General features: G+C 41.8%; 13 protein-coding genes. 3 read left to right on the top strand and 10 right to left on the bottom strand.

Annotated features, from left to right (window positions below; genetic code table 11):
• The first annotated feature begins 27 nt into the window (after positions 1 to 27).
• Positions 28 to 2382: a M13-type metalloendopeptidase gene (locus H580_RS0109585; protein ID WP_028594583.1), complete on the top strand. Its 2355-nt coding sequence runs from the start codon at positions 28 to 30 to the stop codon at positions 2380 to 2382.
• Between the two features lie 189 nt (positions 2383 to 2571).
• Here the strand turns inward: H580_RS0109585 and H580_RS26185 are convergent, their stop codons facing one another.
• Positions 2572 to 2817 (bottom strand): hypothetical protein, encoded by a 246-nt coding sequence (locus H580_RS26185; RefSeq protein ID WP_157282825.1) that lies wholly within the window; start codon positions 2815 to 2817, stop codon positions 2572 to 2574.
• 146 nt (positions 2818 to 2963) lie between these two features.
• Here H580_RS26185 and H580_RS0109580 point away from each other — a divergent pair, with 146 nt between their 5' ends.
• Together H580_RS0109580 and H580_RS0109575 are read left to right on the top strand one after the other, a co-directional pair.
• Positions 2964 to 5315 carry a M13-type metalloendopeptidase gene (locus tag H580_RS0109580; RefSeq protein ID WP_028594582.1) on the top strand — a complete coding sequence of 784 codons (2352 nt, stop codon included), beginning with the start codon at positions 2964 to 2966 and terminating at the stop codon, positions 5313 to 5315.
• A gap of 263 nt (positions 5316 to 5578) precedes the next feature.
• Positions 5579 to 6748 carry a DUF418 domain-containing protein gene (locus H580_RS0109575; RefSeq protein WP_036604991.1) on the top strand — a complete coding sequence of 390 codons (1170 nt, stop codon included), beginning with the start codon at positions 5579 to 5581 and terminating at the stop codon, positions 6746 to 6748.
• 201 nt (positions 6749 to 6949) lie between these two features.
• Here H580_RS0109575 and H580_RS0109570 read toward each other — a convergent pair whose 3' ends face one another.
• The 9 genes from H580_RS0109570 to H580_RS0109530 form a co-directional block, all read right to left on the bottom strand.
• Positions 6950 to 8089 carry an efflux RND transporter periplasmic adaptor subunit gene (locus H580_RS0109570; RefSeq protein WP_028594580.1) on the bottom strand — a complete coding sequence of 380 codons (1140 nt, stop codon included), beginning with the start codon at positions 8087 to 8089 and terminating at the stop codon, positions 6950 to 6952.
• 20 nt (positions 8090 to 8109) lie between these two features.
• Entirely contained in the window at positions 8110 to 8979 is an 870-nt protein-coding gene (locus H580_RS0109565) for a carbohydrate ABC transporter permease (protein ID WP_245583527.1), read from the bottom strand.
• A 19-nt stretch (positions 8980 to 8998) separates the two neighbouring features.
• A complete protein-coding gene (locus H580_RS0109560; RefSeq protein ID WP_028594578.1) occupies positions 8999 to 9892 on the bottom strand; it encodes a carbohydrate ABC transporter permease in 894 nt (297 codons plus the stop codon).
• Positions 9893 to 9970: 78 nt separating this feature from the next.
• The gene (locus H580_RS0109555) at positions 9971 to 11416 is read right to left on the bottom strand and encodes an ABC transporter substrate-binding protein (protein WP_028594577.1); all 1446 of its coding nucleotides are present in this window, start codon (positions 11414 to 11416) and stop codon (positions 9971 to 9973) included.
• A gap of 229 nt (positions 11417 to 11645) precedes the next feature.
• Complete coding sequence (locus H580_RS0109550; RefSeq protein ID WP_028594576.1) at positions 11646 to 12425, bottom strand: hypothetical protein; 780 nt, start codon at positions 12423 to 12425, stop codon at positions 11646 to 11648.
• Complete coding sequence (locus H580_RS0109545) at positions 12422 to 13861, bottom strand: sensor histidine kinase (RefSeq protein ID WP_028594575.1); 1440 nt, start codon at positions 13859 to 13861, stop codon at positions 12422 to 12424. The genes H580_RS0109550 and H580_RS0109545 overlap by 4 nt, the downstream gene beginning before the upstream one ends.
• 4 nt (positions 13862 to 13865) lie before the next feature.
• Positions 13866 to 14522: a response regulator transcription factor gene (locus tag H580_RS0109540; RefSeq protein WP_028594574.1), complete on the bottom strand. Its 657-nt coding sequence runs from the start codon at positions 14520 to 14522 to the stop codon at positions 13866 to 13868.
• 252 nt (positions 14523 to 14774) lie between these two features.
• A complete protein-coding gene (locus tag H580_RS0109535; RefSeq protein WP_028594573.1) occupies positions 14775 to 15233 on the bottom strand; it encodes an SMI1/KNR4 family protein in 459 nt (152 codons plus the stop codon).
• The gene (locus H580_RS0109530) at positions 15226 to 15990 is read right to left on the bottom strand and encodes a hypothetical protein (protein ID WP_157282822.1); all 765 of its coding nucleotides are present in this window, start codon (positions 15988 to 15990) and stop codon (positions 15226 to 15228) included. The genes H580_RS0109535 and H580_RS0109530 overlap by 8 nt, the downstream gene beginning before the upstream one ends.
• Between the last annotated feature and the right edge of the window lie 505 nt (positions 15991 to 16495).

Raw genomic sequence — 16495 nt, 5'->3', positions numbered from 1 at the left:
ACCAATCTATCATGAAGGAGCATCACGATGAAAAAGAAAATCGTTTCCTTACTCTTAGCTCTCTCAATGGCATTATCTTTCAGTGCATCCGTATATGCGGATAAGACAACACAGCCAGCAACAAGAGGAGATATCGTTAACTCCTTATTAACAGCAGCTGACGCTTACCAACCGGGTATTTCTAAAAAAGCAATTATTCAAGGTTATAAGAACAACAAACTGAATGAGAACGCACCCGTTAAAAAAATAGAAGCTCTAGTCATGTTAAGCAGGGCGTTTGGACAATTGCCGGAGCCTGTCGGGAATGATTTACGTATCGGAACATTTGGTCTAACATTCACTGACGTACCAGCTTGGGCTAAAAATGATATCGATAAACTCGCGAACGCAGGCGTGCTGACAGCCAAACCCGACGGCACACTTGGTGCAAACGATCCTATTACGAGTGCTGAGTTCCAAACGATTATTAACAGAGTATGGACGCTTAAAGGTACTCATCTAAATGATGATTTTTACGAAGCTGTCAATAAAAAGTGGCTCAATCAATCCACCATTCCTTCAGGGGAAATGATGGGCGGTGCATACTCCGATCTACATCATTCGAATAAGAAAAAAATAGCTGCCATTATGGAAGATCTCACTGGTAAGCAGTCCGCTTCAGGTACAAAAGAGCGTAAGCTTTCCGACTTTTATAACATGGCGTTAGATAAAGAAAAACAGAATAAGCTTGGCATTGAACCCATAAAAAAATACATCACGGCGATTGACGGTGCTAAAACGATTAACGAGCTTGTTCAGGCTGACCTTGCTATCGATAAGGAGTTAGGTTTTAGTACGCTGTTCAAATTTGATGTTATTGGGGATATCAAAAACAGCAATACAAATGACTTGTATTACCTTGGGTTAAAAACAGGTTTGGATAAAGATAGCTTTGTAACCGAAGATGCAAAAGTAAAGCAAGCATACATCGAGCAGATAACGAAATATCTCGTGTTAACGGGTGAGAAAGAAACGGCAGCCAAAGCTCGTGCAGAGAAAGTGTATGAATTCGAGAAGGGCTTGGCTGCCGTCTCGCTTGAACGCTATGAGCAGGGCGATGTCGATAAAATCTACAACCCGTATACCATTGAACAATTTGATGACTTGTACAAAAAAGTCGATATGAAACAAGTGCTCACGTCGATGAAATTGGGTCATGCTGATAAAATCATTGTCATGGATGAGAAACTGGCGCAAAAAAGCGCGGCGTTCATGACGGAAGCTAATCTTGATGTACTGAAGGCGTATGCCAAAGCACAACTGCTAGGAGAAGCAGGCCAGCTGCTATCCGATGAAATTAGAAATGTATCGACCGATTTCTATGCAGCGATGTACGGTGTCTCTAAGCAGAATACCGATAAGGAAACTGCACTGAACTTAACATCAGCGGCGATGGGTTCCTATTTGGAGCAGATGTTCGCCGAGAAACATTTCTCCCTTAAAGCAAAACAAGATGTTGAACAAATGGTAGAAAAAATGGTTGCTGTATATGAGAAAAGAATCAACGCGCTGAAATGGATGTCCAAAACAACAAAGGTGCAGGCCATTAAGAAGTTGAAAGCGATAAACGTTAAGGTTGGATATCCAGATAAGTGGGATACAACTTTAGATAATGTAACGTTCAAGACATACGACGAAGGCGGCTCCCTGTTCTTCAACTACTATGCAGCTACCAAAGCAATCATGGATCAAAAGAAAGCTAGTGTTGGACAACCAGTCGATAAACAAAAATGGACGACCAGTGTCCATACGGCAAATGCGTTCTACAATGTATTTAGTAATGAGATGACATTCCCAGCTGGTATTCTTCAAGCCCCATTTTATGATGTTAATGCCAAGCCTGAACAAAATCTTGGAGCAATAGGTACGCTAATCGGCCATGAGATCAGCCATGCATTCGATGACCAAGGGGCAGCATTCGATGAGCATGGAAATGAGAAAAACTGGTGGACTGAAGAAGATTTGAAAAAGTTTCAAGAGAAATGCAAGGAAGCCATTGCCTTTTATAATGGAATCGAAGCGATCCCTGGGGTCGTAAGCAACGGTCAGCTGACATTGGGTGAAAATGTGGCGGATTTAGGCGGAATGGCTGTTGCACTGCAAGTAGTATCCGAGATGAGCAAGCCTGATTACAAGGCCTTTTTTGAAAGCCATGCGATAAATGCGAGAAGCACAATAACGAAAGAGGTTGCTGCATACCTTAGCTCGGCTGCCTCCCATTCACTCGATAAAATTCGAGTAAACCGCACGGTTGTGAACTTTCAAGAGTTTTATGATACGTATGGAATTACGCCTGGAGATGGGATGTATGTAGCTCCAGAGAATCGAATCACGATCTGGTAGAAATAGAATCGGATAGAGATCGTTCCAAGATATCTGTCGACAACACTGGTAATTGAATTAACAAGCACCAAATCAGCGGTTTCGGCAGCTTGAATTACATCATTAACGGTTAACGGTTGCCACAGAGGCTATTTTGCTCCTATTTGCTTATTTTAACATGTAACGGTCGTCAGGGAGCTTATTTCCCAATTAAGCAAGTAAATACACCAAAATCGCGAAATTAAGCGCTATGGCGACCGTTACAATTCTAATAGGTACGATTTTGCCCAAATAACCTCCATAGCAATCGTTAGAGTAAGCTCCAACCCCCACGCTCCACTCTAAAACAAGCAGTGGCACATCATTTGCTCCACGACATGCCATAATACGAGTTAACTGACGAGATATCGCAGAAAGAGGCAACCGCAGCCTCGGCTCAATGAATACCGACTGCAACTGTTCACTAAACTGCCTTCCCGAACATGCAGCTGACAACATTTTCAAATCGGTCGATAATAGCTATAATGAAAAAGGTGACTGGAAATTTTTTCAGTTTACTCCCCTTTATTTATACATAAATTACACTCTGGAGGAGATCGACGATGAAAAAGAAGTTCGTTTCCTTACTTATGGCCATGACAATGACCCTCTCATTAAGCGTATCCGTGTATGCTGCTGAACAGCCGAAGCCAGCGACCAGAGGAGAGATCGTCAACAACTTGTTGACAACAGCTGATGCTTACCAATCGGGACTTAAAAAAGACGCTATTATTAAAGGGAATGGAAATGGATCACTAAAAGAGAATCAGCCCGTTAAGAAGGTCGAAGCTTTAGTCATGCTGAGCAGAGCATTCGGTGAATTGCCGGAGCCTGTAGGAAATGATTTGCGCACAGGAACATTTGGCGTACCGTTTACCGATATACCAGCTTGGGCCAAGAAAGATATTGATAAATTAACTAAAGCAGGTGTACTAACAGGGAAAGCTGACGGTACATTAGGTGCAAATGATACGATTACACTTGCAGAGTTCCACACGATTATCGCGAGAGTGTGGGCGCTTGAAGGCTCTCATGTAAATGATGACTTTTATGAAGCAATCAATAAGCAGTGGCTCAATAAATCAACCATCCCAGCAGGAGAAATTATGGGTGGGGGATTCTCCGAGCTGCAAAAACAAAACGATAATAAGATCACAAAAATAATTGATGACCTTTCCGGCAAAACATTCGCAAAAGGGACAAAAGAACAGAAGCTTGCCGACTTCTATGCAACAGCATTAGATACGGAAGCTAGAAATAAACAAGGGATCGAGCCTATTCAAAAGTATATACAAGCTATCGATGAAGCTAAGACGCTCGACGAACTTGTTCAAGCCGATCTTACCTTGGAGAAAGAACTAGGTATGAGCACGCTATTCAAGTTTGGCATTATGAGCGATGCCAAGAACAGCAGTGCAAACGCTTTGTACTTTACTGGACTAAGCACTGGTCTAGACAAGAGCAGCTTTGTAAACGAAGACCCAAAAGTAAAAAGAGCCCATATTCAATATATGACCAAGGTGCTCATGCTGTCAGGCGAGAAAGAAGCTGCTGCCAAAGCCCGCGCGGAGAAAGTTTATGAGATGGAGAAAAGCTTAGCTTCCATATCACTTGACCCCCATGAGAAAGGCGACGTAAATAAATACTATAATCCTTACACCATCGAGAAATTCGATGACATGCATAAAGAGGTCGATATCAAACAGGCTTTGAAATCGATGAAGGTCGACAGTGCTGATAAAGTGATCGTATTCGATGTGAATCTTGCGCAAAAAGGTGCAGAGCTATTAACAGGAGCTAATCTTGAAACGCTTAAAGCTTACTCCAAAGTACATTTGCTCACAGCAACAGGCGGCTTGTTGTCCGATGGTTTCAGAGACGCAGCAAATGAATTCGCAGCTATTTATGGCGTTACAGGAGAAAAAACGGATAAGGAAATCGCAGCAGCTATTACAACATCCACGATGAGCGGATACTTGGAGCAAATGTTTATCGAGAAACATTTTTCGCCGGAAGCCAAAAAAGATGTTGAACAAATGGTTGATCAATTGATCGCTACGTATGAGAAACGAATCAAAGCGCTCGACTGGATGTCCGAAACGACAAAGGCGAAAGCAATGAAGAAACTCGATACGATGATGGTTAAAATCGGCTACCCAGATAAGTGGGATACAACCTTAGATAAAGTAACGATTAAGACTTACGGTGAAGGCGGTTCGTTGTTCTCTAATTCCTTCGCAGTAACCAAAGCATATAGCGATGATCAGAAGGCAATGCTGGGTAAACCAGTTGATAGAGCGAAATGGTTAACTAGCGTGTATACCGTAAATGCATTCTACAATCCGCTAAATAACGAAATTACGTTCCCTGCTGGCATTCTCCAAGCGCCATTCTATGATACAAAAGCTAAGCCTGAAGCTAACCTTGGCGCTATCGGTATGGTTATAGGTCATGAGATCAGTCATGCTTTCGATAACAAAGGCTCCGCATATGACGAAAATGGAAATGCGAACAATTGGTGGACAGACGAGGACTTCAAAAAATTCAAACAGAAAAACGAAGAACTAATCGAGTTCTATAACGGAATCGAGATTGTTCCAGGTGTGTTGAACGATGGTCTGCTTACACTAAGCGAAAATGTCGCTGATCTAGGTGGAATGGCAGCTGCTCTACAAGTGGTATCTGAAAAGAGCAATCCCGATTATAAAGCGTTCTTCGAAAGCAACGCGAAGCTGTGGAAATCCACAACAACAAAGGAGTTCGCAGCGCTTCTAAGCAAAAATGATACACATTCAGCCAACAAAGTTCGGGTAAACCGCACCGTTGTGAACTTCCAAGAGTTCTACGATACGTATGGAATTAAACCTGGTGATGGCATGTATGTAGCACCCCAAGATCGAGTTTCGATCTGGTAAAATAAAAGGCGCATAGATATCAATCCAATTGATCTCGTATCTGTTCCTCTATATAAAGGCAAGGGAGCCACTCCAATCACATGGAGTGGCTTTTTTTTTTGACTCCACATATCCCGTCACCATCCCTCATTGACAAATCGCTAAATGATCACTAGAATAAAACTGAACATTCGATCAATTTTTTAAACAAAAAATCAAAAAATAGGCAGCAGTATCGCTTAAACAACTTCAACATAGTTGCAGTAACAAAGGAGGAAATAAGCATGTCCGTTCCATTAAGCAATAGCATCGCCACAGGAAAAAAGCGTGCCGTTTCACTGGATCTAGCAAGAGGTACCATGCTGCTGTTAATTGCTCTTGCACATGCGCCGCTCTATTTGTACGCCTCTGATCCCGGAATCATGCACAGGGTCGAAGGGATCACGTTCCTCGATCAAGCCGTAAACTTTTTTGGCCAGTTCGTGATTGATAATCGTGCAAGAGCCATGTTTGCCGTCTTATTCGGGTATGGTCTAGTGCTTGCATTCAAAAGCCTATTATCTAAAGGTATAACCGAGAAAGAAGCCGTAAAGACGATCCGACGCCGATCATGGTATTTAATTATGTTCGGGATGTTTTTAGGTGTCCTTATTGGGGGCCAGGATATTCTCATGGCCTACGGTGTCGCCGGGCTGCTAGTCAGCCGGCTATTAACACGAACCAACAAAACATTGATTCGAACCTTCATAGGACTCACCGTATTCTATGTTCTTTTTACCCCGCTATTTTGGGGCTTTACTATACTGGAGAGCGGAAGTTATGGCTTCGCTCCAGACGTTTCAGCTACAGACACCTATTTTAGTACTATTTTAATCAAGCTGATTACCGTTCCTTTCATCCCTATTTTTATTCATATAATGTTTCCCGTTCTTCCTTCCGTACTACTCGGCATTTGGATTGCCAGATACGAGCTGTTAACGAAACCTGAACAACATTTAGGAAAAATGCGTCGCATAACGATTGCGGGATTGATTGTTTCTATATTAGGAGCCATTCCTTTATCCCTAATTGGAAATGGGTGGAACCCTAGTTATTTCACAGCTGGACTCATAAACGGCTTACACATTATTACTGGAATTGCTGGAGGATTAGCTTATGCCATGCTGTTTGGCATCATTGGGGCCAAAATAAAAGAGCCCGGTCGTCTCACTTCTTCCTTAATGGCTTTAGGCAAGCGTTCCTTAACTTTTTATGTGTTCAATGAAGCATTACTTGTTCTCTTCTTATCCCCTGTGGCACTTAATTTAGGAGGACAGATAGGAAATGGTCTTGCTGGCTTAATCGCAGTGGGTATTTGGGTTCTATCCGTTGTACTAGCCACAGTATTGGAGAAAAAGAATAAAGTAGGGCCGTTGGAAGTACTAATGAGGAAATTGGTGTATAGAAAGAAGTAAACGATAAGACAACGGAATATATTTACCTGCCCTATTCAAAATCAATCATTGATTCCCAAAAAATAAGGTGAGCAAGTCTAACTTAATGGAAACTCTTGCTCACCTACTTTTCAACCGAAATACCCTAGGAAAAATAAAACACTTCGACTGTACTCTTATGATTCATCTAACAGCGCTTTTTATGACAGCATTAATGAAGCACTAATGGATGCGAATCTTGTCTCCCTCCTGCAATGGAGCGCTGCTCTCAACTATGATTTGTTCCTGATCGAACAAACCCTCGGTTACAGCTGATTGCGTTTCATTCGAGTCTGTAATGGTAATGTATCTTTTACGTGCATAAAAAGCATTGCCAAGAGGCCCATTTCTCTCCTCGAAGCTAAATATATACCTTTTATCTCCCTCATTATGAATTGCTTTATTGTCTACCAAAATTACATCGTTTATCGTCTTGGTTAGCTCTGCTTCAGCCCGCTCTCCTCCTCGCAATGCATCATCCTGAATGGCAATCGTCAAACGCTTCATTGCAATGTATTCCGTTTGATTGACGCCTTCTCCAGATTGAGTGAGGGGCTCTGCATCTTTAACTTCTTCAATACGACCCTCCACTTGCCGAGCATTGCTGCCCTTCAATTGAACATTCAGCTTTGCTCCTTTTTCTAGAACACCAATAGCATTAGCAGGAGCAAGAAGCTCAAAGTTAAAGCCGAGGCTCTTGTTAGCAATGACGATATCAGGTACTTCTCCCGTTGAACGAAGCCCCTCCACCGCTCCGACTCGCGTTACGATTCCGTCGAAAGCCGCTGTCAGTTTACCATTTTCCGATATACTCTCTTGCAGTTTTTGAATTTTACGCTGTAAAACATCCTTATCGATGGAGCTAACTTTTAAATCATTTTTAGCACTTTCGATGCCCATCACATCCCCGCTGCGATAAACCTCAACATAACGACGCTCCTGTTCCTTCATAGAAATGGTTAACTTCTCAAGAGCGGCTTTTTCATCTAGAATCTCATCTTCAAGAGCCTTCGTATCGTATACGACCAGTACCTTTCCTTTCTTAACAAGCTGCCCCACCTTGACGTCGACCTTCTTAACTTTCCCTCCCCCAGCACCCGATAAGGCCGATTCCATACGCCATTTCACCGTACCTCCGCCTTGAAAGGTTTGAACAAGCTCGCCTCGTTCCACTGTTGCTAACGCCACCTTCGGTAAAGTTAATGACTTCAGTGTATTACTGAACAGGGTAAATCCGATCAACAGTCCGATAAACAACCCGAAAAGGATGCGAATTTTTCGTTTGCGTCCCATTAACGTTTGATCGGCAGGTTGAGTTTTCATTACAATCCCCCCGTAATTGACTATCCTTTAATTCCTGATAATTGAATACCTTCAACAAAATAAGATTCCGCATATAAAAATAACAATACCATCGGAGTCATATACAAAGCAGAAGCAGCAAATGCGGCACCCCTCGCCCCTTCAATAATGCTCGATAAATACAAAGATAACGGCTGCTTGAATGTGTCCTCCAAAAAGATGAGCGGCTGCTCGACCATATTCCAATTGTCAACGAATAGAAGCACGACAAGCGCTGCGATCCCAGGCTGAACAAGCGGAAGCACAATTTGATAAAAAATTCTCAGTTGTCCTGCACCGTCTATTTTGGCCGCTTCGATATAGGAACTCGGAATGTGCAGCATGAACTGTCTAAGCATAAAGACGCCAAAGGCGCTGAATATCCCAGGCAATATGATGGCAGACGTCGTGTTCATGAGCCCCAGCTTATCTACGATAATATAGTTGGGTACCAGCGTAACCTGAAATGGCATAAGCATGGTCATTACATACAGGAAAAACAATTTGTCCCTTCCCCAAAAGCGCAGCTTGGCAAACGCATACGCAGCTAGTGACGCGACTAGCACCTGCCCTACAATAATCGGTACGACCATAAACACAGAATTCCAAAACATTTGGAGAAATACTGGCTTATCAAACAGCACCTCCATATATCTGCTAAGTGACACCCAGTCAGGAATCAGCTTCAAATTGATAAATTGCTCCTGTTCCCCTGTGGCGATATCCACCATTTTACCAATGAGATGATAGTTATGATTAATTTCTGCTTCTGTCATTAAGGAGTTAGTAAATATGAATACTATGGGAAACAGCATCACCACAGCTAACACACCCATGACAAGCGTCAGCACAAGCTTGCGGAATACAGCCAATTCCCTCACCACCACTTTTTTATTCCATGAAATTTCGAAAGCGACGTTCGATCGAAAACATACCCATTACAAAAATAAGAATACAGCCTACCATTAAGACGGCAGCGGCCGTCAGCTTCTGAACATCGAGTGAAGTAAACATGTTGTTCATATAATGCTGCAGCATATAAATCCGATCATGCGGATATTCGCCAGCGATCAGATACGTTTCACGGAACACTTTAAACGAATTAATAATCGATATGAGGATGACAAAAAACATCGTCGGAGTTAAGTAAACAAGTGTGATATGAACCCATTTATGAAATTTTCCAGCCCCTTCGATATCTGCCGTCTCGTAGTAGTCTCTCGGAATACTTTGTAAACCAGCTAAAAACAAGATAATGTTATAGCCTATGTTTTTCCATATATAGAGTATGGTTAGCACACCAATGGACCACTCCGATTTCATCCAATCGACTCGCTCCATATTCAAATTGTGCAACCATTCGTTTAGTGTGCCATTCCAATCGAACAAGACTTGCCACAGCATTACAATAGATGCGACAGGTACTACGAGCGGCATTACAAATGCAGTCTGCAGCCAATTCCGAATAAACAGCTTTTGATTCAGGATCTGCGCAAACAGCAAAGACAAAACTATAAGGAGAGGTACACTTATACTCGTAAACAGTAACGTATTCGAAGCTGCTTTGTGAAAGGAATTACTAGTTTGCAATGCTTTATAATTATCTAGACCAACAAATGAGCCGTCGACCACTTGATCCTGAAACGAATAAACAACTCCCATCGCAAACGGAATCAGATAAAACAAGGCAAAGCCAATCAAGCTTGGTGCCAGAAAGAGTGCTGCAACGATCCAGTCTTGACCTAGCTTCCTCCTTACTTTTCTCCAGAAAAGATTGCCCTTCACCTTTATACCTCCCTCATCCTCTCTAAAAGAGTAAATAGACCCGGCAACAATTGATCAGATCCATCCCTATTTGCTTGCCTATTCGTTTAATACCGTAGTCACTCTGTTTTGAATAAGACTTGCAACCGCTTCAGCCGATTTCTGCCCGGTAAGATAAGCATGGGACTCTTCCGTTATAATTTCATTAATTTTAGATTCCTTGAATTGTACGGGGTACTTCGCGTTGACTAGAAACTTGTCCAACTCGTCGATATCCGCTTGTGTAATGTCATATACGACTCCTTTTAACGATCCGATCGTCTGATCAGACTCCACTTTTCCTTTTTCCAGTGCCTTTTTCACCAGCAAGGCGTAGGACTCTTTATTTAGTGGAAACCCCCAACTGCCGGCTGCATCCTTCATCTCTTCCGACATCATAAATTTCAAGAAGTGCCATGCCTCTTCCTTAACTTCAGACTTCGCATTAAGACCTACCGTTTGGTATGTTCTAAAATAGCCCCCTGCTTCTTGTCCGCTTCCATTGGGTCTCAAGTAAAGCTTAGCCTTGAAATCAAGGTTGTTGGGGTAAAATTGACTCTGTTTCAACGCATGTACATAATCTTCTGGGGTGCGTATTAACGTTTCTCGAAAAATACTGTTGCTCGCTGCTGGATCAATCACTTTCTCATCCACCAAATGTTTGACTTCCTTAAGCAAATTAATAAAAGCAGTCGATTCAAAGTTTGCCTTCCCACTTTCCTGATCTACAAATGCAGCATACTGATCGTTAACAAACTCACTAACAAATTGACTGACTTTAAAATCGGCTGTCATGATACCTGCCGCTCCACCTACACCTAGCCCTGAGGTACCACCATCCACAGTCTTGCTAATTTCCTTCGTTATAGTGGCGAATTGGCTCCAGTTCCAATTCCTATCGTCGATTTTTACATTACTCTTTTCGATCATCGTTTCATTGCCAATAAGCCCGTACACGAAAAAGCCCATTGGCATTCCGTATAATCCACCATTTACTTTGATTCCTTCAAAAATAGGATTGAAATAGTCATTTTTATTAAAAGTATCGTCTTGGTCCATCATGCTGCCCAAATTAACGAGCAGTTTCTTATTGACGTAGCTCTCTGTGGGCAATTCATCCATCTCAATCAGATCAGGCCCTTTGCCGGATAACATTGCCGTTCCTATCGTCTTCTTATACTTCTCCAGCTTCGCTTCAGCATCTGCATCCGTAAATTCGGTATATTGTACATCGATTGTAATGTGGGGATACCTTGCTTCATATCTCTTCTTAGCTTCAAGAAAGTAATCTTTGTGCGAAAAGGTAGAAAGAACAATCGTTTTTTTCTCCTTGTTGTTCAATTTGCCAACTTTAGAGGGCGTTATATCTGTCCCGTTCTTCCGCTCAATGTTTATCAGCCCTTCGTTCGATGACTCCGTTCCTCTCGCATTGCCGCCAGTAGTAGTGCCGCAAGCTGAAATGATAACCATGATAAACGTCAACATGACTAGCATCACTTTTTTCATTATTTTTTCCTCCCTTAATCTATGTCTCCGCGATCATCTCGTATCGTTACAGCATCAGTATAGGGTGGAAATATATGAGGAATGAGATGCACTTATATTGAAGTTGTAAAAATTAAAAAAAAAGAACCATCAGGGTTAAATCGTTCCCTGATGGTTCTTCGTTTGAGCATAGCTATGCAATTGTAAATATGGTTTTGCCACAACTTTTCGGTTAGGTGCTTGGTCTCACTTAGATCCTTGAATAGTAGCTGAGCAGTGCCATGACATCCTTACTGAACCCAATAACTTCATTTCGTCGTAAATTCACCGAGATCGTGTAAATTAACTTCTTATCATCCTTGCTCATGTAATACAATTCCACCACACTACCCCAACGGGTTATATCCTCATTCAGCGATAGCTCAGACAACGGGTAGCTCTCTTTTTCCTGAATAAATGCTTCTGCGAGAGCGATAATTTCCTTTTTGTCTTTCTGTCTAGCTCCGGAAATATTTCGCAACGTGTCTGCTCTTGTGACTTTAACGATATCACCGTTCCTCGCATTCAACACGATATCATAGGCTTTACTAGAATCGCTCAATGTAGTCAAAGTCGTATAATACAAGCCTCCGGAATACGAATCCAGCTCCGTTTGCACGTTAATGAGAAATTTTGGGACTTCTGTTGGCTTTACTACCGAACCTGGAGCCGGTATAACTGCCGGAATGAGACCATATTCTGCCTCACTTATCAAAGCTTTAAATTTATTTTTATTAATAAATTCCATCTCGAATTGAATCTCTTTCAACGTTACGTTCTCATCGAAATATTTATTTACCGCATTTAGACTAAGTGTTTTCACCGTATCCTGGGATAAAACACCCTCATACTCTGCTCCATTGGCCTCACTTGCTCTATCGATTGATTTTACCATGACTGTCTCTTTCGGTATCGTATCGAATACACCTTCGCAGCCCGTCCCGACAATCATGAGCAGCACGCACATCATAACCAAATTAAGCTTGTTCATTCCTGCATCCCTCCTCTCTGAAGGGTAGGTGTGAATACAACTTCCACCTTTGTGCCTTGATCTTCATTACTGGTTACTTGGATGATGGCATTGTGGACCTTGGCTACGTTTTTACATATGGCAAGACCGAGTCCTGCCCCTTTTCCGCTTCTTGTCCTCGATTTATCCACCATGTAAAAAGGCTCAAAAATTTTATCCTGATGCTCCTTAGCAATTCCGATACCCTGATCCAGTACTGCCAACACACATTGTCCATCTTTCCATACGATTTGAATCGTAATAGTCTGCTGTTCCTCGGAAGCTTTAATTGCATTGTCCACCAGATTGGATACTAAAACTTTAATTAAATCCTTTTCCAGTCTTAGTTCGCCCGGTTCAAAAACCGTGATAATTTTCACCTGCTTTTCTTGAGCCAGCATGTCTAGTGCAGGCTTCAATTCAGCTATAACTGCCCCCAAATCGTGCATTTCTAACTCGAAGTCATCCTCTTGCAGCACAATCAGGTTCATCAGCTTCAATGACAACATCTCTAAACGTTTGCCTTCCGAATAAATGACATTAAGACCATCTAGAAACGTTTCTTCATCGTATTTGGTAGTCCTCATAAAGCTTGCATAGGCAATAATGGAGGTCAGCGGTGTTTTTAACTCATGTGTAAAATTATTAATAAACCGCTGTTTTTCTTGATTGATTCGCTCAAGTTCAGTAATTTTGTCCTCCACAACAGCGGCCATATTGTTAAAATTGTCGGCCAGCACGCCAATTTCGTCCTTAGATTGTAATTGGACCCGTTCAGAGAATTTGCCCTGTGCAATAACCTGAGCTGTTCGACCCAGCCGATCAATTGATCTCGTCAATCCTCTACTTACAAAAAACATAATCAACATATAGAGAATGCAGGCTACCACATCTACTTTTATAAAGAACTTATATTGATCCACACGGTCCTGATAGACGGAACTGACATCTACCATATAGGTGAATAGATAGCTCGTTTGGCTAACATCCACCATATTCGAGATGAAAAGGATCGTTCGCTCATCTATATCCCGTAACATATAACGGACTTCATCCAAGCTCAACTTACTCAGTTCCTCACGTTGTGTCGGCATCTGAAAATCGATATTACTGAAGATTGCCTGATTTTTTTCATCCCTAATATCCAAATACACATGCTGTTCCTTATTGGTTCTAACAAATTCATTAGCAATTCTCGTTAGCACTGTTTTCTCATAATCGATGGAATCGTAAATACGAACAATCGGTACAATCGCATTTACACTGGAATGAATACTCATGTATTGGCTTAGCGCACTATCTATTTCCTGTTCAAGCATTCTATTGTGGCTGCGCTCGATAACCATAATAGAGGCAGCGTTAAAGATAATGACAAAGACTAGAATTGAGAAGATGTAAATTTTCTTCCAAAATTTCATCTCCTCAATCCTCCAGCCGATAGCCAAGTTTATAAATGGTCTTAATATGGTCTTGCAAATCTAGCTTTTTGCGTAATGATTTTATATGCATATCAACCGTTCTTGTTTCTCCATAATAGTCATCACCCCATACTTTATCGATAAACTGCTCCCTTGATAGGGCGATGTTTTTATTTTTTAGGAGAACGACCAGCAAATCATATTCTTTTGGTGTTAGCTCAACGACTTCTCCTTGCTTGGTTACCTCCCGCTTGTCCAGATCAATGAGAAGGGATTGGAAGCCCAATATTCGTTCTTCTTTGCCATACCTACGCAATACCGTTTCGATACGAGCTAGCAGTTCAATCGCTTCGAATGGCTTGACCATGTAATCGTCTGCTCCCAGCCTTAGCCCGTCCACTTTATCATAAACCGAGTTCTTCGCCGTCAAAAAAATAACAGGAATACGATAAGGTCTAATATGTTCCATTAGCGCAAAACCGTCCAGTTTCGGAATCATAACATCTAGCAAAATAAGATCAAACTTCTCCCGCTGCAGCAATTCCAAAGCCGCCAAGCCATCATAGACCTCGGTCGTATCGTAGTTTACGATATTGAGGTTCATTTTAATAATTTTAGAAATATGAATATCATCTTCAACGATCAATACCTTTTTGTTCATCACTGAATCTCCTAACACAAATGATGGGTATACCATATTCGGATGGTCAGATACACCATCTATACTAGCATGATAGGGCAAATAATAGGTATAGGTATGTTAAACCACGTAACGCGCACATGAAATGATCAACCAAGCTAGGCACGCCAAAAAGGGAAGAATCCTATTTGTATAGGATTCTTCCCTGACTAACTATGTCGCGTTATTTATATTACGTCCTAGCGACAAAAACGAAGGACTCGTTAACACCTCTCAGCTGCGTTGATCGATCAACCGCTCTATAAACTCTGCAAAAGTCGAAGCGTACGTATCGATCAAATTATTCATCAAATCGTAGCACATAATCGGAAATTCACCCTGCTCGTCTCTAGAAGACGTATCAAAATAGTAAAGCTCATCGCTATCGGGAATAAACAAATCTAATCTATTTGGAAACCTCTCTACTAGCCAATCCTCTTCCATATTCAATCGATGTATATAAAGAATATCCACATCCGTATATTCCCTATGTTCCGAAGCAACAATTGTCTGAATACTTCCGTCTCCTAACCTAGCATTACCGTATTCAGTTAACCACCAGCGGTAAGAGGGTGGTAGGCGGAAGCCTAGTTCTTCCTCCACTTCTACAATCCAACTCTCTTCCACTTTATGACCAGGAAACCATTTAATAGCGGTAGTCGTGTTCAGCTTCTCAACTAAACGTTCATACATTGGCTTCATTCCTCTCTACTTGACCAAAAAGCTCCTTAACCACGTCCCAGTTGACTTTAAGCTGCCCGTTCCAACCTGCCCACGGCATTTCCATATCCGATCTGCCTTTTGTATTTGGAAGCTTTACCTCTTGGCTCACCCTATGTTCATATTCTATCCACGTATCAAAATCCGTTTTGATACATGCATTTGGAATAACTCCTACCACAGCTAGTGAATTCAATATGCCCCGCCGTACGTACTTATTTTTTGGCATATTTTTTTCTGCTGCAAGCCGCTTCTCGAATTCACTCGGCGTCTCGCCTGGCTCCGAACGGTCCAGACTGTCCAATAAGCTTCGAAATACCTTAATATCTTTCGACGTCGGCTTGACTGGACGCTGCTCCACCAATTCCTTTAAATCCAGGAGTGCTCCCCACAGACTTAAACCATACGTATTGCCTAAGTAGAGGGCGTAATGAATTTCTGAAGTATTTTCCCAATAACCATCTTTTCTACTTTTTGAAAAGGAGCAAATTTTGCATGCAGTATAGCCGTCTGCCTCCACAAATTCGTGATCCGGTATGTTCATCATGGTGTAGTAGCTCGTCAACGAGGATATCCCACGAGGATAGCTCCCACCAACTCCAGCAATAAATCCATCTATAATGCGTTCTCGATATAAACGCTTGTCTTCCCTTAATTGAATGAGCTGCTTAAGGCAAGATTGGTGGGAAATGATCTCTAGACGATTGACCATCCAATCCATTTTTTTCACCAGTTCTCTCTCTTCTTTTATTAGTGAACAAACGTTGTACAGTCTCACCCCATGCTGAGGGTCAAATATTGCATTTGATGTATGATAGAGCCTTCTTAGCATAGCTACTTTCCTTTTATACATATCAAATTATTCCTTCCTCAAGTAGATTGTTAATTCCAATAGTGAACAAGTCGACTGTATATAAACTTATTTCGTCATACGATAAAATTACGAAAGGAGCTGCCGTGGCATGCTCCTTAGTTAACCAACTTATGGAGTAAGGAATTCCCTTACAACCCGAACTCATTCATCATAGACTAAGTTTCGATAATAGTTGAGATGGACAAAATACCAGTAAACTTTTACTGCTGATTGAGGAACTTCCTTATTTGATCTCCATGATTAACAAGGGAATGGCCCCCTGCATTAATAATCGTAAGTTCCTCCTCAACCTACAATTGAGCATACAAGAAAAAGCGTGTAGAACTGTACCTAACCTGTACAAGCTCTACACGCTTTATCT

The sequence above is a fragment of the Paenibacillus assamensis DSM 18201 genome (assembly GCF_000422445.1).
Taxonomy (GTDB): domain Bacteria; phylum Bacillota; class Bacilli; order Paenibacillales; family Paenibacillaceae; genus Paenibacillus_B; species Paenibacillus_B assamensis.
The sequence above is the reverse complement of the archived record's forward strand: the minus strand, read 5'-3'. Positions and strand labels throughout refer to the sequence as shown.